The following is a 24,010-nucleotide window of genomic DNA, read 5'->3' as shown; positions in this document are numbered from 1 at the left end:
TTGACCACCAAACGAAAAAACCCGGCCTCGCGGCCGGGTTCGATCAGTTCGGCGCCGCCCGTATGGGCAGCGCCTATAGAGATTTAGGCGCTCAGAGCCTTGATGCGGCTGGTGAGGCGCGAAACCTTCCGCGAAGCGGTGTTCTTGTGCACGATGCCCTTCTGGGCAGCGCGCATCATCTCGGGCTCGGCGGCGCGGAGAGCGGCAGCGGCCTCGGTCTGGTTGCCGGAGGCGATTGCCTCTTCGACCTTGCGCACGAAGGTCCGCATGCGGCTGCGGCGCGACTTGTTGATCGCGGTGCGCTTCGCAATCTTGCGGGTCATCTTCTTGGCGGAAACGGTATTGGCCATGGCCAAAGCCTCGTTCTTTTAAACCCCGACGCGACGAACCGGTGATTGGCCCTGTCAGCGATCGGATGATGAATGGAAACCGAAGAGCCCGCGGGACGCGCGGGCTCGTGTGAGGCGGCTTATAGACGCGAACCTCGGGAACGTCAACGACAGTCAGCCTTTGCGCGTCAAAAAAGCGCCGTAACCGCTCCCTGGATAGCTTGGCGCAAGGGATTCGCGGGGTCCAGAAGGAGCCGGAGAGCCATCGCGGCCGAGACGAAGACAAGGAGCGGGCGGATCAGCCGGACCCCCAGCCGCATGGCGAGCCGCGATCCCACCTGCGCCCCAAGGAACGAGGCTCCCGCCATGACGAGCCCCAGAGGCCAGACCACGGCCCCGGCCACGGTATAGAGCAGGAGACTGCCGAGGTTGCTCGCCAAATTCAGGAGCTTGGTATGGGCGGTGGCCCGCAGCACCCCGTAGCCGAGCAGGGTCACGAAGGCGAGCATATAGAAGGAGCCGGCGCCCGGTCCGAAGATGCCGTCGTAGAAGCCCACGACGACAGGCGCGGTGAGCCCGAAGGCGAGGGTGGTCATGCGGGCATGGGCATCCTCATCCTTGAGCTTCCGCGACAGGGCGAAATAGACGGCGATGGCGATCAGCAGCACCGGAATGAGGGTCTGGAGCACGGAGTCCGGCAGGAAACGCACGCAGAGCGCGCCCACGATCCCGCTGGCGAAGGCAATGGCCGCAAAGCCCCAGGCCTTGCGCCATTCGATCAGCTCCCGGCGCCCGAAGGTATAGGTGGCGGAGGCCGCCGCGAAAGCGCCCTGCACCTTATTGGTGGCAATCGCCTCCGCCGGCCCGAGGCCCGCGAGGATGAGGGCCGGCACGGTCAGCAATCCGCCGCCGCCGGCGATGGAATCCACGAAGCCCGCCAAAAAAGAGATCGCGGCCAAAGCCGCGATCATGTCGAAGCCGATATCGGGCAATTTACTGGTCTTTGAACTCGGCCGCGCGCTTTTCCACGAAGGCGGCCATGCCTTCCTTCTGGTCGGCGGTGGCGAACATGGCGTGGAACAGGCGCCGCTCGAAGCGGATGCCCTCGGAGAGGGAGACCTCGTCGGCCCGATTGATGGTTTCCTTGGTCATCATGGTGATCGGCAGGGACATGGACGCGATGGTCTCCGCCGTCTTCATGACCTCGGCCATGAGGTCGGCGAGCGGCACCACCCGGGCCACGAGGCCCGAACGCTCGGCCTCCTCGGCACCCATCATGCGGCCGGTCAGGCACATCTCCATGGCCTTGGCCCGGCCGATGAGGCGGGTCAGGCGCTGGGTGCCGCCCATGCCGGGCATGACGCCGAGCTTGATCTCGGGCTGGCCGAACTTGGCATTGTCGGCGGCGATGATGAAATCGCACATCATGGCGAACTCGCAGCCGCCGCCGAGCGCAAAGCCCGCTACCGCCGCGATCATCGGCTTGCGTCGGCCCGCCACCCTCTCCCAGCCGGAAAACTGGTTGTCGAGATAGATCTGCGGATAGGCGAGCGACGACATTTCCTTGATGTCGGCCCCGGCGGCGAAGGCCTTCTCCGAGCCGGTGACCACGATGCAGCCGATGCCGGCATCGGCCTCGAAGGTGTCGAGCGCCTGATTCACCTCGTTCAACAGAGCCGAGTTGAGGGCGTTCAGCGCCTGGGGCCGGTTCAGGGTGATCAGCCCCACCTTGCCCCGCGTTTCAACGAGAATCGTCTCAAAAGCCATGCCGGGATCTCCTCGATTGCCGTCCACCGGTAGGCGAGGGCAGGGGTTCGAGGCAAGGGGAAATCGGGTCGATGCGGCTCCGCTTTTCGGCTTAACCCCGTGCCCGTTTCTGGCAATGCGGGCAATAGAAGGTGGAGCGCCCCGACTGCACGAGCCTCTCGACCGTGCCGGTGCATTCGGGCGTTACGCAGGCTTTCCCCTCCCGGTCGTAGACGCGGAAAGTGTGCTGGAAGTAGCCGAGGGTGCCGTCCACCTGGGCATGATCGCGCAAGGTCGATCCGCCAGCCTTCACGGCCTCGGTCAGCACATCCCGGATCACGTCCGCGAGCTGGCGCGCTTTCTCCGTGGGCTGGCCCTTCTTGTCGACGAGGGAGCCCGCCGGGGCTTCTGGATGAAGGCCGGTGCGGAACAGGGCCTCGCATACATAGATATTGCCGAGGCCCGCGATCAGCCGCTGGTCGAGCAGGGCGGCTTTCAGGGGCGTGCGCTTGCCGGCGAAAAGGGTGGCGATGGTCTCGCCCGAGAGTTCATTGCCCAGGGGCTCGATGCCCATGCCTGCGAAATGCTTGCAGGTTTCGATCTCGGAGCGGGGCACCAGATCCATGAAGCCGAAACGGCGGGCATCGTTATAGGTGACGCTGGCCCCATTGGAGAGTTCGAAGATCACATGGTCGTGGGCGCTTGAGCCCCCATGCTCATGGTGAAACTCCCCCGGCATCTGCGTGGCGCCACCTTGAGTGACCAGAAAGCGGCCCGACATCCCTAAATGCATCACCAGCACCTCGCCCGAGGAGAGATCGGCGAGCAGATACTTGGCCCGGCGGCCCAGAGCCCTAACCTCCTGCCCTTCCAGGCGCTCTGCAAAGCGATCGGGAAAGGGAAAGCGCAGGTCGGGGCGTCGTTGCATCACCTTGGCGAAGCGCGCTCCCACCATGGTGGGCTCCAGGCCCCGGCGCACGGTTTCAACTTCGGGCAGTTCAGGCATCAACCATCTCTTCGGTTCTTGGATGCCATTACATAGCCATCTGGCCGCGCTTCCGCTATGGATCGCCTTCGACATGCGACGAAAGGGTTTGTGAGGATCATGACCGACGAGAACACCCATTTCGGGTTTCAGTCCGTGCCCCTGGACGAAAAACAGGGTCGCGTGAACGAGGTCTTCCGCTCCGTGGCGAGCCGTTACGACATCATGAACGATCTCATGTCCGCGGGCCTTCACCGGGTCTGGAAGGGCGATCTCGTCGCGACCCTGCGCCCGCCCAAGGACCGGCCTTTCCGCCATCTGGACGTGGCCGGCGGCACGGGCGACGTCGCCTTCCGCATTCTCGATGCGGGCGGGCCGCAGACCCGGGTCACGGTGCTCGACATCAATGGCGAAATGCTGAAGGTCGGCCAGGACCGGGCAGGCCACCGTTATGAGGGCCGCATCGATTTCGTCGAGGCCAATGCGGAAGAACTGCCCCTCGAGTCGAAAACTTACGACGCCTATACCATCGCCTTCGGCATCCGGAACGTGCCGCGCATCGACGCGGCATTGCGCGAGGCCTATCGTGTCTTGAAGCCGGGCGGACGCTTCCTCTGCCTCGAATTCTCGAAGGTCGACGTGCCTGTGCTCGACAAGATCTACGAGGCCTATTCCTTCAACGTCATTCCGCGCATGGGCCAGATGGTCACCGGGGATGCGGAATCCTACCAGTATCTCGTGGAATCCATCCGCCGCTTTCCGCCGCCGGCCGCGTTTGCGCGCATGATCGAGGAGGCGGGTTTCAAGCGCGTCACGTATCGCCCGCTCACCGCCGGCGTGGTGGCCATTCATTCCGGCTGGAAGATCTAAGCGGTGATCGGCAGCATCGTCCATCTCGCGCGCAACCTGCGCGCCGGCTACATCCTGGCCCGCGAAGGAGCGCTCGGCCTCTTCGATCCCAGTGTCCTGCCGCCTTCGGCTCGCCTGGGCCTGAGGCTCGCGCGCCTCATCGAGCGCGGCCAGCCCGAGGACGGCGCGGCGCGCCTGTCGAAGGCGCTGACAAGGCTCGGCCCCTCTTACGTGAAATTCGGCCAGTTTCTCGCCACCCGCCCCGACATCGTCGGGGTAGCGGCGGCGCGCGATCTGGAGCGGTTGCAGGACCGTATGCCCCCATTCCCCCGCGCGGAAGCGGTGCGGATGATCGAGATCGCGCTGGGCAGGCCCATAGACGATCTGTTCCTGGAATTCAGCGAGCCGCTGGCCGCCGCCTCCATCGCGCAGGTTCACAAGGCGCGCATCCGTACGCCGGAAGGCGAAGAGGTCGTTGCCGTCAAAGTGGTGCGCCCCGGCGTGCGCGAAGGCTTTGCCCGCGACCTCCAGGCCATGCGTGCGGCGGCCCGCCTCTTCGAGCGTGTGGTGCCCGATGCAAAGCGCTTGAAGCCCTTGGAAGTGGTGGAGACGCTGGCTCGCTCCGTTTCCGTCGAGATGGATTTGCGGTTAGAGGCCGCCGCCGTATCGGAGCTGGCCGAGAACACCAAGGACGACCCCGATTTCCGCGTGCCGAAGCCCGAATGGGACCTGACCGCGCGCGATGTTCTCACCACGACGTGGATCGACGGCATTCGCCTCAACGACATCGAGGCCATCGAGCGCGCGGGCTTCGACCGGGCTGCCTTGGGCCGCACGGTGATCCAGTCCTTCCTGCGCCATGCGATCCGCGACGGCTATTTCCACGCGGACATGCATCCCGGCAATCTGTTCATCGATGCGGAAGGCCGCCTCGTCGCGGTCGATTTCGGCATCATGGGGCGGCTGGGCATGAAGGAGCGGCGCTTCCTCGCCGAAATTCTTTTAGGCTTCATCCGCCGCGATTACCTGCGCGTGGCGCAGGTGCATTTCGAGGCGGGCTATGTGCCGCCGCATCACTCGGTGGAAGATTTCGCCCAGGCCATCCGCGCCATCGGCGAGCCGATCCATGACCGGCGCGCGGACGAGATTTCGATGGCGAAGCTGCTCACGCTTCTCTTCGAGATCACGTCCCTGTTCGACATGGCGACGCGCACCGAGCTCGTGATGCTGCAGAAGACCATGGTCGTGGTGGAAGGCGTGGGCCGCAACCTCGATCCCAAGCTCGACATGTGGACCACCTCGGAGCCGGTGGTGCGCGAATGGATCGAGCGCAATCTCGGGCCCTTGGGCCGTGTGGAGCAGGCGGGCCGTGGCCTGTGGACGCTCGCCGGCGTCATCGGCGACCTGCCGGAGCTGGCCCTTCGCGCCGAGCGGGTGCTCAACCAGCTCGAAGACGTTACCGCGAAAGGCGTTGCCCTCAACCAGGACAGCATCGCCGCCATCGGCCGCGCGGAGGCGCGGGGCAACCGCTGGGGCGTGGCGGCCTTGTGGATTATCGCCGTCTCGCTGATGATCATGCTGGCTAGAGGTTTTGCATGACAGCGCTCACCGGCAAACGCATCCTCCTCGTCATCGGCGGCGGGATCGCGGCTTACAAGTCTCTCGACCTGATTCGCCGCCTGCGCGAGCGCGGCGCGTCGGTGCGCTGCGTCCTGACCGCAGGCGCGCAGCAGTTCATCACGCCGCTCGCGGCCTCCGCGCTCACCGGGCAGCGTACGCATACGGATCTCTTCGACCGCGAGGATGAAGCCGATATCGGCCATATCAAGCTGGCGCGCGATGCGGATCTCGTGGTCGTGGCGCCGGCCACCGCGAACCTGATGGCGAAGATGGCGGGCGGGCACGCGGATGATCTCGCCTCCACCGTGCTTCTGGCCACCACGCTGCCGATTCTGATCGCGCCCGCCATGAATGTGCGCATGTGGCTGCATCCGGCAACCCAGCGCAACCTCAGCGCCCTTCAGGGCGATGGCGTTCACACCGTCGGCCCCAATGATGGCGCGATGGCGGAGGCCGAGTTCGGCCCTGGTCGCATGGCGGAGCCGCTTGAAATCGCAGCCGCCGTCGAGAAGCTGCTGGCACCATCGGGTCCGCTTGCGGGCAAGCATGTGATCGTGACATCGGGTCCGACCCACGAGCCTATCGATCCCGTGCGCTATATCGCCAATCGTTCTTCCGGAAAGCAGGGTCACGCCATCGCTAAAGCGGCAGCGGATGCGGGCGCTAGGGTCACGCTGATCTCCGGTCCCGTTGAACTGCCCGACCCCAAGGGCGTCACCACCGTGCATGTGGAAAGCGCGCGCGAGATGCTGGAGGCGGTCCAGAAATCCCTGCCCGCCGATATCGGCATCTTCGCCGCCGCCGTCGCCGATTGGCGCGTGGCCAATGCGGGCGAGCAGAAGATCAAGAAGAAGGACGGCGCGCTGCCGAATCTGTCTCTGACGGAAAATCCCGACATCCTTGCCACGATTTCGCATCTCTCGCAGAACCGTCCAGCGCTTATGGTGGGATTTGCGGCGGAGACCGAGAACGTGATCGAGCATGCCAAGCAGAAGCTTGCGAAGAAGGGCTGCGATCTCATCGTCGCCAATGATGTGTCGCCGCAAACCGGCATCATGGGCGGAGACAGCAATACGGTTCATCTCGTCACCGCATCGGGCGTTGAGACCTGGCCCACGGCCTCGAAAACCGAAGTGGCGCAGAGGTTGATCACGCATCTGAGCGGAGGCGCGAAGCCATGAACCATGTGCTGCGCGTTCAGCGCCTTCCACACGGCGCGGATCTGCCTTTGCCTCGCTATGAAACGGCGGGCGCTGCGGGCATGGATCTCATGGCCGCCAATCCAGCGGATGTGCCCGTGGTACTCGCGCCGATGGAGCGCAGGCTTGTTCCCACGGGTCTCATCATTCAGCTGGAGCAGGGCTTCGAGGCCCAGGTGCGGCCGCGTTCAGGCCTCGCCTTCAAGCATGGCGTGACGGTTCTCAATGCGCCCGGCACCATCGATGCGGATTATCGCGGCGAGGTTCAGGTGCTGCTCGTCAATCTGGGACAGGAGCCCTTCAACATCACGCGTGGCATGCGCATCGCGCAGATGGTCGTGGCGCCGGTGACGATGGTCGAGCTGGTGGAAGTGGGAGCGGTCGATGAAACCAGCCGTGCCGCCGGCGGGTTCGGATCGACAGGGTTGGGGCAGGGCAGATCATGAACTTCCTCTCGCGCCGTTCCCTTCTGGCCATCGCCGCCGTCACGGATATCGCGCTCCATGCGCGCCCGTCGCCGGTCTCCGCGAAGGCCCTCGCCGCCCGTCATAACCTGCCGCCGCGATACCTTGAGCCGGTGCTCCAGGCGCTCGTGCGCCAAGGCATCCTGAAGGGTGTTCGGGGTCCGCGTGGCGGCTACGAGCTTGCCCGCGAGCGGCGGCGGATCACGGCGGGAGACATCGTGCGCATCGCCATGTCGGCCCTGGAGGACGATGCCGCCTCACCCCTGCCGGAATCGCGTCTTGCCGAGGCGGTGGTCGCGCCCCTCGTGACCCGAGGCACCGAGGCGTTCCTGAGCGAGCTCGACAAGGTGACGGTCGAGGATCTCTGCAACCGGGCGCATTCCGAAGCCGTTGTGGAATCGTCTATTCCTGCTGATTTCACGATTTAAAAATGTAAATACAGTCAATTATCGACACGGGATGCGCGAAGGACTAATATCCTCCTCTGCTCAAGGAGGATTTTATGGCTGATACTCTCAACACACAGGGCGACACCAAGCCCGGACGCGGCCGCATCTACAGTTCGATCACCGATACCATCGRCAACACCCCGCTCGTGCGCCTCAACCGGCTGCCGAAGGAGCATGGGGTGGATGCGGAAATTCTCCTGAAGCTCGAATTCTTCAACCCGATCTCCAGCGTGAAGGATCGTATCGGCGTCAACATGATCGATGCCATGGAGGCTGCGGGCAAGATCAAGCCCGGCACGACCCTGATCGAGCCGACCTCCGGCAATACCGGCATCGCTTTGGCTTTCGTCGCCGCCGCGCGCGGCTACCGCCTGATCCTCGTGATGCCCGAGACCATGTCCATCGAGCGCCGCAAGATGCTGGCCTTCCTCGGCGCTGAGCTCGAACTCACGCCCGGCCCCCAGGGCATGAAGGGATCGATTGCACGGGCCGAGGAGCTGCTCAACGAGATCCCGAATTCGGTGATCCCGCAGCAATTCAAGAACCCCGCCAATCCCGACATCCATCGCAAGACGACAGCCGAGGAGATCTGGAACGACACCAACGGCCAGTTCGATGCGTTCGTTGCGGGCGTGGGCACCGGCGGCACGATTACGGGCGTCGCCCAGGTCATCAAGCCCCGCCTGCCCAACATGAAGGTCTTCGCCGTCGAGCCCGAGGATTCTCCGGTTCTGTCAGGCGGCCAGCCCGGTCCCCACAAGATCCAGGGCATCGGCGCGGGCTTCGTGCCGGATGTTCTCGACCGCTCGCTGATCGATGGTGTCATCACCATCGGCAACCAGACGGCTTTCGATATCTCGCGCAGGCTCGCAAAGCTCGAAGGCATTCCGGGCGGCATCTCCACGGGCGCCAATGTGGCGGCCGCGCTCGAACTCGCATCCCGTCCCGAATTCAAAGGCAAGCGCATCGTCACCGTCGCGCCATCCTTCGCCGAGCGCTATCTCTCGACGGCCCTTTTCGAAGGGCTTTGAGAGCCTTTTCATCGATCCTGCGAGGGCGGCTCACGAGCCGCCCTTTTTGTTTGCGCCATGGTCAAGCGTAGCCAGAACTTCCCCGACAGGCTCGGGTTCTCCTTGCAAGCAACGACATCTGTTTCATGTTTCAAGGAGTTCATCATGGCTGAGCGCAAAGCCCCACATTCATTGAAAGACCAATCGGCGGACCAGATCCGCAATGAGCAGCGCGGCGGCATCGACAGCCCCATCGATTCGAACCGCGACGGCGGCCCCGAAGGCAATGCCACCATGCGCCGCGTGTGGAGCGAACCTGGCGGCGAGGCCTACAATTTCCGTCAGGGCCAGACGGGCCAGACCAGCAAAGCGGGCGAAGATGGCCATGACGAGCTCACCGCCGCCGAAACGCCCGAGACCACAAAGCATTTAAGCGATGCAAGCCTATCACCTGACGACAAGGATGCGACGGCGGAAGCCATCGAACGCGCTACTGCGGTGACCGGCAAAGATAAGAAGTGAGAGGAGAACGTCATGGGCAATGCAGGTTATGGCAACCACACCGACGATGCGAAGCAAGACAACAAGCCTTCCGACTCTGGTAAGCCGGCAGGCGACAAGTCTTCGCCCTCCGGCATGCATCCTGCCGGACCGCATGCGGACCCCAAGCTGACCAATCCCGATTCCACCCCCGGCACCGGTGCGCTTCCCGACAACAAACAGGGCGGCGAAGCGGATTCATCCAGCGGCTGAGCCGCAATGCTTCATCATGTGAAGGACAGGTTCATGACTTCCGACAAGAAATCCAACCAAGCGACCGACAAGGATATCGATGCGCCGCGCCTGACACCGCAGGGACGCGAGAACCCTGAGGCTTCCGGCGAGGATTCCACCAATCCGATGGGCGAGGGTGCGAAGAAGGGTCAGAGCGACAAGGCTGAGGGATAGATTTCCACGTCACCAGCCCTGTCGGAATGGGTGTGACACGTTTCCAGAGAAACGAAAAAGGCCGCCTCGAAAGGGTGGCCTCTCTTTTCACACACCACCATCGCGTCCGTACAGCCGAAACCCTTCGCGCTCGCAGAGGCGTTCGTAATAGCGATTGATCTGCGGCAGTTCGGGCCTCTCCAGCGGAATGCTTTTCCAGCGATGGATCGACAGGCCGATGACGATGTCGGCGCAGGTGAAATGCGGCCCGGCGATGTAGGCGTCCGTGCGCGCCAGTTCCTGATCGATCACGCGAACGGCAGAGCAGAACCTGTCCCAGGACGATGTGATCTGCGCCTCGTCCTGGAAACTAGGGTTCTTACGCACGGTCGCCTGGAAAACATAGCGCCAAGTGTTGTTGAAGTCGGAAACCTGCCAGTCCATCCATTTCTCGACATGGGCACGATCAGCCGGCGCATGAGGCAGCAGATCATGGCGTCCTTCGCGGGCTGCGAGGTAGCGGACGATGCTGTTCGATTCCCAGAAGACTTGGCCCGCATCCTCCAACACAGGAATCATGCCGACGGGGTTGAGCTTCCGGAAATCAGGATTCGTCACGGGTCGCGTTCCGCCCCAATCGATGCGCTCGAAAGGAAGATCCAGCTCCACGCAGGTCCAGAGCACTTTCCGGACATTGATGGAACCCGCATAGCCGTGGATCTTCAGCATGACGCATCCGTATGTTCGTTGCGGCCACGCTTATAGAGGACGACGTGCGCACGAAAAAGGCCGCCCTTTCGAGGCGGCCTTTCGGTTGTCGTTGATCGCGAGCCTTTATGCGCTCAGCGCTTCCTTCGAGCGCTCGGCGCGCTTGCGGTCGTTCGGATCGAGGACCGCCTTGCGGATGCGGATCGACTTCGGCGTCACTTCCACGAGCTCGTCGTCCTGGATCCAAGCGAGCGACTTCTCCAGCGTCATGCGGATCGGCGGCGTCAGGCGCACCGCCTCGTCCTTGGAGGTCGTACGGATGTTGGTGAGCTTCTTGCCCTTCAGCACGTTCACCTCGAGGTCGTTCTCGCGGTTGTGCTCGCCGATGATCATGCCCTGATAGACCTTCCAGCCGGGCTCGATCATCATCGGGCCACGATCTTCCAGATTCCACAGCGCGTAGGCCACGGCCTCGCCCGAGTCGTTCGAGATCAGCACGCCGTTGCGGCGGCCGGCGATCTCGCCCTTGTAGGGCTCGTAGGCATGGAACAGGCGGTTCATGATCGCCGTGCCGCGGGTGTCGGTCATCAGCTCGCCCTGGTAGCCGATGAGGCCGCGGGTGGGAGCGTAGAACACGAGGCGCTGGCGGTTGCCGCCCGACGGCTTCATCTCGACCATGTCGGCGCGGCGCTCGGACATCTTCTGCACGACGACGCCGGAATGCTCCTCGTCCACGTCGATCACGACCTCCTCGATGGGCTCGAGGAGCTGGCCGGCCTCGTCCTTCTCGAACACCACGCGGGGACGCGACACGGCGAGTTCGAAGCCCTCGCGGCGCATGGTCTCGATGAGGATCGCGAGCTGCAATTCGCCACGGCCCGAGACGTAGAACGAGTCCTTGTCAGTGGCCTCCTCGATCTTAAGCGTCACGTTGCCTTCCGCTTCCTTGAACAGGCGGTCGCGGATCATGCGGCTCGTGACCTTGTCGCCCTCGGTGCCCGCGAGCGGCGAGTCGTTGACGATGAACGACATGGTCACGGTCGGCGGATCGATGGGCTGCGCCTGGATCGGAATGTCGTTCTCGGGCGCGCAGAAGGTGTCTGCCACCGAGCCCTTCACGAGGCCCGCGATGGAGACGATGTCGCCCGCCTCGCCGATGTCGATGGGCTGGCGCTCAAGGCCACGGAAGGCCAGGATCTTGGACACGCGGCCGGTCTCGACCACCTTGCCCTCGCGGTCGAGCACCTTGATCGACTGGTTCGGCTTCACGGTGCCGGAGCTGATGCGGCCCGTGACGATGCGGCCCAGGAAGGGGTTGGCTTCCAGCAGCGTGCCGAGCATGCGGAACGGGCCTTCCTCGGTCTTGGCCGGGGGAACGTGCTCGAGCACGAGGTCGAACAAGGGGCCAAGGCCCTCATCGCTCGGGCCTTCCGGCGCCCTGGCCATCCAGCCGTTGCGGCCCGAACCGTAGAGGATTGGGAAGTCGAGCTGCTCGTCGGTGGCGTCGAGCGCCGCAAACAGGTCGAACACCTCGTTGACGACTTCCACATGGCGGCCATCGGGACGGTCGATCTTGTTGATGGCGACGATGGGGCGCAGGCCGATCTTGAGGGCCTTGGACACCACGAACTTGGTCTGCGGCATCGGGCCTTCGGCCGCGTCCACCAGAACGATCGCGCCGTCCACCATGCTCAGGATACGCTCCACCTCGCCGCCGAAATCGGCGTGGCCGGGGGTATCGACGATGTTGATGCGGGTGTCCTTCCAGACGACGGAGGTCGCCTTGGCCAGGATGGTGATGCCGCGCTCCTTCTCGAGATCGTTCGAATCCATGGCGCGCTCTTCCACGCGCTGGTTCTCACGGAAGCTGCCGGATTGCTGGAGGAGCTTGTCGACGAGGGTGGTCTTGCCGTGGTCGACGTGGGCGATGATGGCGATATTGCGTAGTTTCATAGGGGGTCTTTCAAAGCAAAGCAGCCCGGTACGCGGCAAGCTTGGCCGCGCCCCTGGCTCGTACCGGGCGAAAATTCTGATGCGCTGCAATATAATGATAATAGAGCGGCGGCAATAGGGCAGGCGATCTCTTCTGCTGATCTAGCGGACCAAGTGCTCCAGCGGGACCGCCATATGCATGACAAGGCCTTCGTGCCGCCACTGGTAGTCTATGCTTCCGTGGAACTGGTTTCGGATGCTCCGCTCCACAAGCCGGCTACCGAAACCGCGCCGCTTGGGAGGCTCGGCAATGGCAGGACCACCCGTCTCCTCCCATCGGATCTCCAGATTGCCGTTACCGAGAGCCCATGTGATCCCGATATGGCCATCCACTTCCGAGAGGGCCCCATACTTCGCGGCATTGGCCGCGGATTCGTGGAACACCAGGGCCAGGCTCGTCACGGCGCTCTCGCCGATGGGCACGATGGGGCCGTCGAGAACGATGTTCGAGGTTGCCTTGCCCTCTTCGAGGTAGGGTTTGAGAACGGCCTGCAGCAGATCAGTCAAGGTCGTGCCCGTCAGGCCCTGGTCGCTGTTCCCCCGGTCGGGAAGGATCAGGTCGTTGGCGCGCGCCATAGCGCTGATCTGCCCTTCGAGTGTCTGGGCGAGCTCCTGCGGGCTGCGGGCCGAGCGGGCGCCCATGGCCACAAGGCCGCCGATGATGGAGAACAGGTTTTTGACCCGGTGGTTGAGCTCGTTCAGAAGCAGGTTCTGGAACTGCTCAGCCGCCTTGCGGTGCGTGATGTCGATCACCGAACCGACATAACCGAGAAAGGCGCCGTCTTCGTTGAAGCGGGGAGCGGCGGCGTCGATGGACCAGCAATAGGTTCCGTCATGCCGGCGCAGCCGATATTCGAGCTGAAACGCCTCCTGCTTCGCGTTGGCCGAGAGGAACACATCCCCGGACCATGTCCGATCGTCCGGATGGACGGCATCGAGCCAGCCGAGCCCTAGGGCCGTCTCCGGGTTCTGTCCCGTAAACTCGTACCAGGAGCGAGACAGATAGATGCAGGTGGCATCGGGGTCTGTCACCCAGATCATGACCGGCGCATTGTCGGCGAGGTTGCGGAAGCGCGCTTCGCTTTCGCGGATCGCCAGATCGGCCTGCTTGGCTTGGGTGATGTCGACGACCGCGCCCGGAAACCGCAGAGGCTTGCCGTCGATGTCATAAAGACACTGGCCCTGTGCCTCGACCCAACGGATCGTGCCGTCCTTGCGCAGAAGGCGGTACTGCTGGGTGTATTTCTCGCCGGTCGCGATGGCGTGGCTGATCTCCTCCTTGATCCGGCTGACGTCATCGGGGTGAATGCCGGCGAGATATTCAGAGAGCGGCGCGCCCGTTTCTCCCTTGTCGGGATCGACGGAGAACAGGCCTGCGAACCGCGCATCGGAATAAAACGTGTCCGTCTGGATGTGCCAGTCCCAGGTTCCGATCATGCCGGATGCGGCGAGCGCGAACGACAGGCGCTCCTGCGTCCGCGCCAGGGCCCGCTGCGCAAGCACCTGCTGCGTGGTCTCATTGCAGGCGCAGAACATGCCCGACACCTGGCCGGCCTCGTCCCGCACCGGCGTGTAACTGAAGGCGAAATGGGTTTCTTCCGGGTAGCCGTTGCGATGCATCACATAGGTGATGTCGTCCATCTGGGTGGATTCGCCCGCATAGGCCTTGTCGAGAATGGGGCCGACCGTATCCAGAATGTCGTACCAGACATCCGCGAAGGACTTGCCCAGGGCTGCCGGATGGCGCTGGCCGCACATCGGAGCATAGCCGTTGTTGTAGAGCATGATGCGTTCAGGCCCCCATGCGATGAACATGGGCTGCTGGGAACCCAGCATGACCGCGACGAGGGTGCGCAGAGTCTGAGGCCATGTTTCGGGACGGCCCAGTGGTGAAGCTGACCAATCATAGGCACGGATGCGCTCGCCCATCTCGCCACCGTCGTCGAGAAAGCTCAGGTCCGAGGATGGTGAGCGCGATGCTGCGAGATCCCGCGTGTAAACCCAGTCCAAGGCGCGCAAAGCCGCACGCATCACCTCACTCGCGGTGCCGTAGTGACCCGTGGTGACCTTGCCTTCGATGAACTCAACCAACTCGGGGGTGAGGGAAACGCTCAGCGACGATTTCGACGGCAAGACAGCAACCTCCACAGGGTGCGAAACTTCCGCACCCTCCATGAACGGAGAGGTGCCGCTTAGCAAGCTTGGCCATGGAGGTAATCCGGGAGGCTGTCAAAACGACACAGGACGTCCAGGCTGTTTATCCAAGTTCGAAAGTCGTGATGCCGTAGGTGCGTGACAAAGGCAGAATGGGTGCTTGACCGCGATACATGCGGGCCGTCTCGAAGACCGGCGACAGGCCGTAGCGGGTGGCGAGCCGGATAGCGCTCTCGTTCGGCTCTGGCAGATCGAGAAAGACCGGAGCACCCTTGGCCTTCGCGGCTAGCGCCTGAAACAGAAGATCGGCTTCATCTTCGCTATCGGCAAAGAGCGGCCCGATCTTGAAGCCGCTCCGGCAGGCCCGCATGACGCCATAGCCCCTGACCGCACCGTCCTCCACGAAGGCCACAGCCTCGCGCGCATCGGGCCTGAGCCAGCAGCGCAGAAAGGTTTCACGCGAGGCGGGGAAGAACGGCCGGTCAAAGCTAAGAATGTCCGCGACAAGGGCCGGCCCCACCGGCCGCAGACGTGTGTCCTCCGGCTCATCGATCTGCGGCGTGCCGCCGAAGCGCACATTGCGATGCGCCAACACGAAGCCGGAGCGCGCATAATTTGCCTGCTGCGCAACGACCCCGTCGAGACCCACGACGCGGCCTTTCAGATGCTCCATCCCGGCCTGCCAGAGCCGGTAGCCGAAACCGCGTCCACGCCGGTCCAGGCGCACGATATAGAGACCGAGAAAGCCGAACGTGTCGGCATAGCGCACCACCGAGATCGCAGCGACAGGCTCTTCACCCGTAAACCCCATCAGGAAGCCCGTCGGATCGGCCGCGTGAAAACACTCCGCATCCCCAAGCCCCGGATTCCAGCCCTCGGCCGCCGCCCAATCAACAGCCCTAGCGAGATCCTCGCGCGTCATGACGCGAATGGTCAGATCGTCCGGCTTAGGCTGGGCCATAGCTGGCCTCGTCAATCGGAATGACGTGGGAGAATCCATTCAGAATAGAACGGGTGTCACGCGAGGCAAGCGTGTTGCGGATTAGGCCGGGATAGTCTCCCACGTCACCGCAGGCTGCGCCATCTCCGGCACGGGACGGGCCTGCTCGAACAATCACGACGCCTCGCGAGAGCCCCCTCGGTGGATCGACCCGATCCAGACATAGCCAAGCCCGTATTGTTGCCAGAAGCAACAAGTGAACAGCTTTGAACCGAGGAGAGCATGATCATCTCATATGATGAAGAAATCAGCCACCGTAAGCTTCAGGTTCTTCGACAATTTGGCAAACTCGACAGCCGCCTTCTCACCGAAGCCATCCTGATCGTAGGACAAGGTGCCATTCTTCTTGTTGTAGATGAGGTAGTCGTCCTTGTCCTTGGCCTTGTCGCCAATGGTGAAGAACTTCTTGTTGAGCTTGCCGGGGTTCAGCTCAGTTCCCTTGCCGAGCTTCTTGAACACCGCATTGTCTAGCCAGATCGTGTCGTCCACGACATTGAAGTCGGCGATCCCGTCGAGATTTTTCTTCTTATCGAGCTTTGTGCCGAAAACGAATACATCCTGACCGGCCTTCCCGGTCAGCGTATCGTTGCCCAGCTCGCCATAGATGCGATCGCTACCTACTGTGCCGATCAGTGCGTCCTTGCCCTTGGTGCCGCGCAGGATGTCGAGTCCATCTTGCAGAAGAACAGTAAGCATCGTCTCGTGTGTGGCACCTGCCCAATCCGTGACCTGCACCTTGATCTGGTGCGAGGTTGCAGCTTCATAATCGAGCTTGCCGCCGTCCTTCACCACAAGCCTGTCGTCGACAATGGCAAAGCGCCCGCCTGCGTCGTCCAGGAGACGGTATTGCAGGGGCTGGGCGGCGTCCTGATCGGATTTGAGGGTGCCGACGACCGTTCCTGCAAGGGCATTTTCAGCTACTGCTTGGCCTGTCAGGGATATGTATTCGGGCACGTCCAGAAGTTTGATCTTCAGGGTCTCGATATGCGTCTCTCCCGCCCCGTCCGTCACCTTGATACGGATCTGGCGCAAGGCTCCCGTCTCATAATCGAGTGCGGTGCCATCCTTCACCACGAGTTGGCCGTCCACTACTTCGAAGATCGTGCCGACTCCGTCCAGCACTTCGTAAGTCACGCTGCCTTCCGGCCGGTCCGCAATGAGAAGCTTGCCGACCACGGTGCCCTTCGCGGCATTCTCCCGTACCTCGTTGCCGCTCAAGGAGACTTCGTCGGGAGTGTCCTTGACCTGAATGATGAAGGTTTCCGTAAACGAGGCACCTGCCTTGTCGCTGACCTTGACGCGGATCTGATGTGAGGTCGCCTTCTCGTGATCGATCTTTCCAGGGTCCTTGAGCAGCAGCTTGCCGTCCTTGATTTCGAAGCGTCCTTCGGGATCATCGAGCAAGGTATAGGTGAAGACATCTCCATTGTTGCCGTCATTCGGCTTCAACGTGCCGATGATCGTGCCTGAGACGGCGTCTTCCTTTGTCTCCTGACCTTCCAGAGACAGGGCGTCGGGCGCAAAGTTGAGCTCGAACCGCCGCTGACGGACAGCGCCATTGCTCTCACCGCCATTCGCCCATGTGATCACCCAACTGCCATCGGGCAGCTCCGCGACACTCGGGGCTCCTGAACCGAAAATATGAGTAGAGCTGACCAATTGATCGACCGGCGCGTTCTCCGCATTGGTGAACATTGCCTGGCCGTCACGGTCATAGCGCTGCTGGTAAAGCGGTCCCCAGCTTGGGCCCGCCTGCCATACGACCAGCCAGCCGCCATCGGACATGGCTTTCACGGTCAATGCCTCTGGGTCATCGATAGCGGACATGGAGGCGTTGACGCGTGCTGCCTCTCCCTCGGGAAGCCCGTCTCGGTCGTAGCGCTGCTGGTAAAGAGTTGCGCCTCCGCCGGAAACACCGGACATCCAAACGACAAGCCAACCACCGTCCTTCAGCGCTATGACGGATGCTTTGGTGTCATTATTGCCCCCTATGGCGCTGACGACCACTGCCGTGCCATTGCGGGTGCCATCGGCATTGTACCGCTGTTGGCGCACATCGTGGTGATCATCCCATGTTACGATCCAACCACCATCCGCTAACGCAGTCGTGCTTGGGTTTATTTCCATTGCGCTCGTGCTGATGTTGACGCGTTCATCAGGAGCTCCAATCGCTGCTCCTGTGGCGTCGAACCGTTGCTGGTAAATGTCGTAGAGGTACCCGCTTGCCTCAGATCCCGTCCATGTAACCAGCCATCCTCCATCCTTCAAAACGGTCACATGCGAGCTATACTGATCCTTGGTCGCCGTCCTGTTGACGCGCCCGTTGGCGGTATGGATGGAGCCATCTGCATTGTAGCGCTGTTGGTGAACGTTCAGGTCGGTGCCACCATCAAACATGTCCCATGTGACCAGCCAGCCGCCATCTGCCAGAAGCACAACATTGACGTTTTGGCTGTATTCGGCAACCGAGGTGAAAATGGTGCTCTTGGAACCGACGGGATTGCCATTCGCATCGTAGCGTTGTTGGCAGATGCTCGATATCCGATCATCGAAATTCGAAGCGTCCCACGTAACCAGCCAGCCTCCATCCTTCAGGAGGGTGATCGTGGAGTTTTGCTCTTCCCAGCCGGTTAAAGGGCTACTGACGATCTGCTCGTCTCCGAGATGGAAGGGGACTGCCATAGTCAAACTCCAGGAAGGATATTTCTAACGATATAATGTTATACTTTATCGTATCTTGGCATTTTGAAAAGGCTCAACTAAGCGATTTGGCGCCTCGCAGAGATCGGAACGTACGGTCGCCGCCACGCCATAGACGAAAATGGCTGGGACGAGCCCAGCCATTTCACGGTTATTGCCTTCAGTCTTTCAGTCTTACAGCCCCAGCTTCTTCTTGCGCTGGGCGAGCGTGCGCAGGCGCAGCGCGTTGAGCTTGATGAAGCCTGCGGCGTCGCGGTGGTCGTAGGCGACGGCGCCTTCCTCGAAGGTCACGAGGTCCTGGTCGTAGAGCGAATAGGGGCTCTGACGGCCGATGATGTGGACACCGCCCTTGTAGAGCTTCAGCGTCACTTCGCCGGTGACGAATTCCTGACTCTTGTCGATGAGAACCTGGAGCATCTCGCGCTCCGGCGAGAACCAGAAGCCGTTATAGATGAGCTCGGCATATTTCGGCATCAGCTCATCCTTCAGGTGCGCGGCACCACGGTCGAGCGTGATCGACTCGATGCCGCGATGGGCGAGGTGAAGGATCGTGCCGCCGGGCGTCTCGTACATGCCGCGGCTCTTCATGCCGACGAAGCGGTTCTCGACGAGGTCGAGACGGCCGATGCCGTTGATCTTGCCGAGCTCGTTGAGCTTCGCCAGCAGGTCGGCCGGGCCCATCTTCTTGCCGTCGATGGCGACCGGATCGCCCTTGAGGAACTCGATCTTGATCACGGTCGGCGTGTCGGGCGCGGATTCCGGATCGTTGGTGCGCGAATAGACGTAATCCGGCACGTCGATGGCCGGATCTTCCAGCACCTTGCCCTCGGAGGAGGCGTGCAGGAGGTTGGCGTCGACGGAGAACGGAGCCTCGCCGCGCTTGTCCTTGGCGATCGGAATCTGGTTGGCTTCAGCAAACGCGATGAGCTGCTCGCGGGAGCGCAGGTCCCACTCGCGCCAGGGGGCGATCACGGTCACGTCCGGCTTCAGGGCATAGTAGCCGAGCTCGAAGCGCACCTGGTCGTTGCCCTTGCCGGTGGCGCCGTGGGACACGGCGTCGGCGCCGACCTTCTCGGCGATCTCGATTTGCTTCTTGGCGATCAGCGGACGGGCGATGGAGGTGCCCAGTAGATACAGGCCCTCGTATTGGGCGTTGGCGCGGAACATCGGGAACACGTAATCGCGCACGAACTCGTCGCGCAGGTCCTCGATGAAGATGTTTTCCGGCTTGATGCCCAGCAGCTCGGCCTTCTTGCGGGCGGGCTCCAGCTCCTCGCCCTGGCCGAGATCGGCGGTAAACGTCACCACCTCGCAGCCATAGGTGGTCTGCAGCCACTTGAGGATGATGGAGGTGTCGAGGCCGCCGGAATAGGCGAGCACGACCTTGTTCACGCGCTTCTCAGCCATAGCAAAGGTTCCATTGATAAGGGTGCCCGCGACTTAGAACATCGAACCCGAAAGGGGAAGGGACTTTTGGACCTGCGATCCGTATCGTGGCCGGAGCATCCGCCGGGCGAAACCGGCAAAGCCTTGGGAATGGTATGCTTTTGCTGCATTCCTGCCCGGAAAAGCAAGGGCTGCCAGAACGTGACGGAATGGTCTAGGTCGAATGTATCCGGATTGGCCGTTTCGGTCATGCGCCGCTCCAGCGGATCCGGCCCAGTGAGTAAGCCATGATCCGTAAGCCGATTTTCGAATTCTGGTACGATTTCGCCTCCACCTATTCTTATCTGGCCGCCATGCGCATCGAGAAAGCGGCGGAGGAGGCGGGGGTGAGCCTGCTGTGGCGGCCGTTCCTTCTAGGCCCTCTCTTCAAGGCGCAAGGGTGGGAATCCTCGCCGTTCAACATCTTTCCCGACAAGGGCCGCTACATGTGGCGGGACATGGAGCGCGAGGCCGCGCGCCTGGGATTTCCGTTCTACCGGCCGAAGACTTTTCCGCAAAACAGCCTGCTCGCCGCCCGCATCGCCCTTCTCGGCACGGAGACCGGCTGGACGCCAGTCTTCACCAAGGCGGTCTATACGGCGGAGTTCGGCGAGGGCCGCGACATCTCCGATCCGGGGGTCCTGAGCGACATCCTGACCGGGCTCGGGCTCGATGCCGAGACGGTGCTGGCGGAGGCTCAGGACGAAACCAACAAGACCTGCCTCAGGCGCATAGGAGAGGATGCGAAGGCCCGTGGCCTCTTCGGTTCCCCCACCTTCATCGCGGAGGATGGGGAGCTGTTCTGGGGCAATGACCGGCTCGAACAGGCCCTCGATTGGGCGGTCGCCCAGGCCCGGCGCTCGGACTGGCCGGTTTGACCTAGCGTCAGGCTGGGTCTATGTCCCGGGCCAAATCACGAAAGCGGGCAGCGGGACATCAAACGCTGCCGCACACCTTCCAGAAACAATTTGCTTTTCCCCAACCCTGCGCGCCAACGCGCGGGGTGCCTGTCATATTGGATTCAAGCTGCATGATGTTGATGAAGAACAGCGTTGTCGATCGCAAGACCCGTCTCAAATCGATCCTCGGCGGGTCGGCCGGCAACCTGGTCGAGTGGTACGACTGGTACGTCTATTCGGCCTTCACGCTTTACTTTGCTCCGGTCTTCTTTCCCAAGGGCGACCAGACCGCCCAGCTCCTGAACGCCGCCGCCGTGTTCGCGGTGGGCTTCCTCATGCGCCCCATCGGCGCGTGGATCATGGGCATCTATGCCGACCGCAAGGGCCGCAAGGCGGGCCTGACCTTGTCCGTCACGCTCATGTGCCTCGGCTCCCTCATGATCGCGGTGACGCCGGGCTATGAGAGCATCGGGACGCTTGCTCCCGTCATCCTGGTTTTCGCGCGCCTGCTCCAAGGCATCAGCGTCGGCGGCGAATACGGCGCCAGCGCCACTTACTTAAGCGAGATGGCGGGCAAGAGCCGCCGCGGCTTCTTCTCCAGCTTCCAATATGTCACGCTCATTTCAGGCCAGCTGCTCGCACTCGCCGTGCTGCTGGTGCTGCAGCAGATCCTGCCGGAGGCGGATCTCGAAGCCTGGGGCTGGCGCATTCCCTTCGCCATCGGCGGCGTGCTTGCGGTGATCGTGTTCTATCTCCGTCGTGGCCTTGCCGAGACGGAATCCTACAAGAACGCGCAAGGCACCCAGATCAAGGACGCGAAGGCTCCGCGCTCCAGCGGTCTCTTGCTCTTCACGAAGTATCCCCGCGAGGYCTTCACCGTCATCGCGCTGACCGCCGGCGGCACGCTCGCCTTCTATGCCTACACCACCTACCTGCAGAAGTTCCTGGTCAACACCTCGGGCTTTTCGCGTGAATCCGCGAGCCAGATCACGGCGGCGGCGCTCTTCGTGTTCATGCTGCTGCAGCCGGCGGCGGGTGCGCTCTCCGACCGCATCGGCCGCAAGCCCCTGATGGTGGGCTTCGGCGTGCTCGGCGTGCTGTTCACCTACCTGATCTTCTCGACGCTTGCCGGCACCACCAGTCCCTACATGGCCTTCGCGCTGGTGATGGGCGCGCTGGTGATCGTGACCGGCTACACCTCCATCAACGCCGTGGTGAAGGCGGAGATGTTCCCGGCCCATATCCGCGCGCTCGGTGTCGCGCTGCCCTACGCCATCGCCAACACGGTGTTCGGCGGAACGGCGGAATATGTGGCGCTCTGGTTCAAGCAGGCGGGCGTCGAATATGGCTTCTTCGTCTACGTGACGATTATGATTGCCCTGTCCCTCGTAGTGTATCTGCGCATGAAGGACACCCGCGAGCACAGCCTCATCAAAGAGGATTGAGACCGCTCACCAAAGATGTTCTGCGTCATACCCCGCTGCCTCGGCAGCGGGGTATTTTGCTTGCCGACCAGCCCAAATCCTTGAAAGCCTTGTGATCCAAGGCTATTTGGGATAAAGGAACGCCCATCCGACAGGCATTGGCGGTTTTCTCCCCATGAGGGTGCGGCTTACGCGCCTCGGCGGCGTTCCGGTAAGGTCTTGAAGATAAAGCGTTTCCATCCGTCGATGATACGCCGGCCCGCTCTTGAGAGCGGCATGCCCGGGACATGGCCCTAAAGGGGCGTTCCTGGCAGCGGCGGCTGGAAACGGCCCGTTCACACGAGCCGCCGGCGTTGCCCCTTTAATCAAGGGCCATTCAGGAGAACCTATGTCTGCAGCTTTCCAGCAGCCGAGCCGTGAAGATTTTGCTGCTCTGCTCGAAGAATCCTTCCGTACGAACGAAATCAGCGAAGGTTCGGTCGTCAAGGGTAAAGTGGTCGCCATCGAGAAGGATGTCGCGGTCATTGATATCGGCGCCAAGACCGAAGGTCGCGTCGCTCTTAAAGAATTTGCCGGCCCCAACCGCGACCAGACCGTCAATGTCGGCGATGAGGTCGAGGTTTATGTCGAGCGCATCGAGAATGCGCTGGGCGAAGCCGTTATCTCCCGTGACAAGGCCCGCCGCGAAGAGTCGTGGGTGAAGCTCGAGAAGGCCTTCGAGGCCCAGGAGCGTGTCAACGGCACCATCTTCAACCAGGTGAAGGGCGGCTACACGGTCGACCTCGACGGCGCCGTGGCGTTCCTGCCCCGCTCGCAGGTCGATATCCGCCCGGTTCGCGACGTCACCCCGCTCATGGGCGTGGCTCAGCCGTTCCAGATCCTCAAGATGGATCGCCGCCGCGGCAACATCGTCGTGTCGCGCCGCACGGTTCTCGAAGAGAGCCGCGCCGAGCAGCGCTCCGAGCTCGTGGCCAACCTCGAAGAGGGTCAGGTCATCGACGGCGTGGTCAAGAACATCACCGAGTACGGTGCGTTCGTTGATCTCGGCGGCATCGACGGCCTGCTGCACGTCACCGACATGGCATGGCGCCGCGTGAACCATCCGTCCGAGGTCGTAACCATCGGCCAGACGGTGAAGGTGAAGATCATCAAGATCAACCACGAGACSCACCGTATCTCGCTCGGCATCAAGCAGCTCCTGGCCGATCCGTGGGAAGGCATCGCCGCCCGCTACCCGGTCCAGGCGAAGCTCAAGGGCCGCGTCACGAACATCACCGATTACGGTGCGTTCGTTGAGCTCGAGCCGGGCATCGAAGGCCTGATCCACGTCTCCGAGATGTCCTGGACGAAGAAGAACGTCCATCCGGGCAAGATCATCTCCACCTCGCAAGAGGTTGAGGTCGTGATCCTCGAGGTCGATCAGGTGAAGCGCCGCATCTCGCTGGGCCTGAAGCAGACGCTCCAGAACCCGTGGGAGGCCTTCGCCGAGAAGCACCCTGTCGGCAGCGAGGTCGAGGGCGAGGTGAAGAACAAGACTGAGTTCGGTCTGTTCATCGGCCTCGAGAACGACGTCGACGGCATGGTCCACCTTTCGGACCTCGACTGGAACCGTCCGGGCGAGCAGGTCATCGACGACTTCAAGAAGGGCGACATGGTTCGCGCTCAGGTTCTCGACGTGGACGTCGAGAAGGAGCGCATCTCGCTCGGCATCAAGCAGCTGGCTGGCGACCCCTTCGCCGAGGCTGGCGAGCTGAAGAAGGGCCAGATCGTCACCTGCGAGGTTCTCGAGGTGAAGGATGGCGGCCTGGAAGTGAAGCTGGTCGATTCCGACCTGACCTCCTTCATCAAGCGCAACGAGCTTGCTCGTGACCGCGCCGACCAGCGCCCCGAGCGCTTCGCCGCCGGCGAGAAGCTCGATGCCCGCGTCACGCAGTTCGACCGCAAGGCTCGCCGCGTCACCGTCTCCATCAAGGCCCTCGAGGTCGCTGAGGAGAAGGAAGCCATGGCTCAGTACGGCTCGGCCGATTCGGGTGCGTCGCTCGGCGACATCCTGGGCGCCGCCCTCAACAAGGCCGGCAAGAAGTAATTCGGCTCTCGCATGTGAGAATCGATGGATCCCCGGGCTACGGC

At 62.5% G+C, this 24,010-nt stretch carries 22 protein-coding genes; 12 read left to right on the top strand and 10 right to left on the bottom strand.

Translation table 11 applies throughout. The annotated features are described in order from the left end of the window. Nucleotides 1-83 precede the first annotated feature (83 nt). The 4 genes from rpsT to mutM all read right to left on the bottom strand — a co-directional run bounded on the left by rpsT (nucleotide 84) and on the right by mutM (nucleotide 3,081). The gene (gene rpsT / locus ACXJKO_RS03095; protein WP_441984427.1) at nucleotides 84-350 is read right to left on the bottom strand and encodes a 30S ribosomal protein S20; all 267 of its coding nucleotides are present in this window, start codon (nucleotides 348-350) and stop codon (nucleotides 84-86) included. A gap of 167 nt (nucleotides 351-517) precedes the next feature. Beyond that, nucleotides 518-1,321 (bottom strand): TSUP family transporter, encoded by an 804-nt coding sequence (locus tag ACXJKO_RS03090; RefSeq protein ID WP_457089608.1) that lies wholly within the window; start codon nucleotides 1,319-1,321, stop codon nucleotides 518-520. 1 nt (nucleotide 1,322) lies between these two features. Then, a complete protein-coding gene (locus ACXJKO_RS03085) occupies nucleotides 1,323-2,096 on the bottom strand; it encodes an enoyl-CoA hydratase (protein WP_457089607.1) in 774 nt (257 codons plus the stop codon). 91 nt (nucleotides 2,097-2,187) lie between these two features. Then, complete coding sequence (gene mutM, locus ACXJKO_RS03080; RefSeq protein ID WP_457089606.1) at nucleotides 2,188-3,081, bottom strand: bifunctional DNA-formamidopyrimidine glycosylase/DNA-(apurinic or apyrimidinic site) lyase; 894 nt, start codon at nucleotides 3,079-3,081, stop codon at nucleotides 2,188-2,190. Between the two features lie 99 nt (nucleotides 3,082-3,180). Between mutM and ubiE the strand changes: the two genes are divergently transcribed. The 9 genes from ubiE (at nucleotide 3,181) to ACXJKO_RS03035 (ending at nucleotide 9,599) form a co-directional block, all read left to right on the top strand. After that, nucleotides 3,181-3,930, top strand: a complete 750-nt coding sequence (ubiE, locus tag ACXJKO_RS03075; RefSeq protein WP_457089605.1) for a bifunctional demethylmenaquinone methyltransferase/2-methoxy-6-polyprenyl-1,4-benzoquinol methylase UbiE — start codon at nucleotides 3,181-3,183, stop codon at nucleotides 3,928-3,930. 3 nt (nucleotides 3,931-3,933) lie between these two features. After that, entirely contained in the window at nucleotides 3,934-5,508 is a 1,575-nt protein-coding gene (ubiB, locus tag ACXJKO_RS03070) for a 2-polyprenylphenol 6-hydroxylase (RefSeq protein ID WP_457089604.1), read from the top strand. Further along, nucleotides 5,505-6,710 (top strand): bifunctional phosphopantothenoylcysteine decarboxylase/phosphopantothenate--cysteine ligase CoaBC, encoded by a 1,206-nt coding sequence (coaBC, locus tag ACXJKO_RS03065; protein ID WP_457089603.1) that lies wholly within the window; start codon nucleotides 5,505-5,507, stop codon nucleotides 6,708-6,710. Before ubiB ends, coaBC begins: the two co-directional genes overlap by 4 nt. Then, a complete protein-coding gene (gene dut, locus ACXJKO_RS03060; RefSeq protein ID WP_457089602.1) occupies nucleotides 6,707-7,174 on the top strand; it encodes a dUTP diphosphatase in 468 nt (155 codons plus the stop codon). Before coaBC ends, dut begins: the two co-directional genes overlap by 4 nt. After that, nucleotides 7,171-7,620 (top strand): RrF2 family transcriptional regulator, encoded by a 450-nt coding sequence (locus ACXJKO_RS03055; protein WP_457089601.1) that lies wholly within the window; start codon nucleotides 7,171-7,173, stop codon nucleotides 7,618-7,620. The genes dut and ACXJKO_RS03055 overlap by 4 nt, the downstream gene beginning before the upstream one ends. 74 nt (nucleotides 7,621-7,694) lie before the next feature. Next, the gene (gene cysK / locus ACXJKO_RS03050; RefSeq protein ID WP_457089600.1) at nucleotides 7,695-8,672 is read left to right on the top strand and encodes a cysteine synthase A; all 978 of its coding nucleotides are present in this window, start codon (nucleotides 7,695-7,697) and stop codon (nucleotides 8,670-8,672) included. A gap of 144 nt (nucleotides 8,673-8,816) precedes the next feature. Next, nucleotides 8,817-9,173, top strand: coding sequence for a hypothetical protein (locus ACXJKO_RS03045; RefSeq protein WP_457089599.1), 357 nt, complete (start codon nucleotides 8,817-8,819; stop codon nucleotides 9,171-9,173). A gap of 12 nt (nucleotides 9,174-9,185) precedes the next feature. Further along, complete coding sequence (locus ACXJKO_RS03040) at nucleotides 9,186-9,404, top strand: hypothetical protein (RefSeq protein ID WP_457089598.1); 219 nt, start codon at nucleotides 9,186-9,188, stop codon at nucleotides 9,402-9,404. Nucleotides 9,405-9,437: 33 nt separating this feature from the next. Continuing rightward, nucleotides 9,438-9,599, top strand: coding sequence for a hypothetical protein (locus tag ACXJKO_RS03035; RefSeq protein ID WP_457089597.1), 162 nt, complete (start codon nucleotides 9,438-9,440; stop codon nucleotides 9,597-9,599). A gap of 87 nt (nucleotides 9,600-9,686) precedes the next feature. Here the strand turns inward: ACXJKO_RS03035 and ACXJKO_RS03030 are convergent, their stop codons facing one another. From ACXJKO_RS03030 to ACXJKO_RS03005, 6 genes are all read right to left on the bottom strand, one after another. Then, complete coding sequence (locus ACXJKO_RS03030; RefSeq protein WP_457089596.1) at nucleotides 9,687-10,307, bottom strand: glutathione S-transferase family protein; 621 nt, start codon at nucleotides 10,305-10,307, stop codon at nucleotides 9,687-9,689. Nucleotides 10,308-10,412: 105 nt separating this feature from the next. Next, the gene (gene typA, locus ACXJKO_RS03025; protein WP_457089595.1) at nucleotides 10,413-12,239 is read right to left on the bottom strand and encodes a translational GTPase TypA; all 1,827 of its coding nucleotides are present in this window, start codon (nucleotides 12,237-12,239) and stop codon (nucleotides 10,413-10,415) included. Nucleotides 12,240-12,380: 141 nt separating this feature from the next. Then, on the bottom strand, nucleotides 12,381-14,411 hold the full coding sequence (locus ACXJKO_RS03020; RefSeq protein WP_457089594.1) for a PAS domain S-box protein: 2,031 nt from the start codon (nucleotides 14,409-14,411) through the stop codon (nucleotides 12,381-12,383). A gap of 124 nt (nucleotides 14,412-14,535) precedes the next feature. Then, nucleotides 14,536-15,393, bottom strand: a complete 858-nt coding sequence (locus ACXJKO_RS03015; RefSeq protein ID WP_457089593.1) for a GNAT family N-acetyltransferase — start codon at nucleotides 15,391-15,393, stop codon at nucleotides 14,536-14,538. A gap of 270 nt (nucleotides 15,394-15,663) precedes the next feature. Further along, nucleotides 15,664-18,114: a hypothetical protein gene (locus ACXJKO_RS03010; RefSeq protein ID WP_457089592.1), complete on the bottom strand. Its 2,451-nt coding sequence runs from the start codon at nucleotides 18,112-18,114 to the stop codon at nucleotides 15,664-15,666. Between the two features lie 192 nt (nucleotides 18,115-18,306). After that, a complete protein-coding gene (locus tag ACXJKO_RS03005) occupies nucleotides 18,307-19,539 on the bottom strand; it encodes an argininosuccinate synthase (RefSeq protein ID WP_457089591.1) in 1,233 nt (410 codons plus the stop codon). A 266-nt stretch (nucleotides 19,540-19,805) separates the two neighbouring features. Here ACXJKO_RS03005 and ACXJKO_RS03000 point away from each other — a divergent pair, with 266 nt between their 5' ends. The 3 genes from ACXJKO_RS03000 to rpsA all read left to right on the top strand — a co-directional run bounded on the left by ACXJKO_RS03000 (nucleotide 19,806) and on the right by rpsA (nucleotide 23,966). Beyond that, complete coding sequence (locus tag ACXJKO_RS03000) at nucleotides 19,806-20,435, top strand: DsbA family protein (protein WP_457089590.1); 630 nt, start codon at nucleotides 19,806-19,808, stop codon at nucleotides 20,433-20,435. Nucleotides 20,436-20,590: 155 nt separating this feature from the next. Further along, nucleotides 20,591-21,901 (top strand): MFS transporter, encoded by a 1,311-nt coding sequence (locus ACXJKO_RS02995; RefSeq protein WP_457089638.1) that lies wholly within the window; start codon nucleotides 20,591-20,593, stop codon nucleotides 21,899-21,901. 367 nt (nucleotides 21,902-22,268) lie between these two features. Further along, nucleotides 22,269-23,966, top strand: coding sequence for a 30S ribosomal protein S1 (rpsA, locus tag ACXJKO_RS02990; protein WP_457089589.1), 1,698 nt, complete (start codon nucleotides 22,269-22,271; stop codon nucleotides 23,964-23,966). Nucleotides 23,967-24,010 lie beyond the last annotated feature (44 nt).

Source organism: Microvirga sp. P5_D2 (assembly GCF_054049475.1).
The sequence above is the reverse complement of the archived record's forward strand: the minus strand, read 5'-3'. Positions and strand labels throughout refer to the sequence as shown.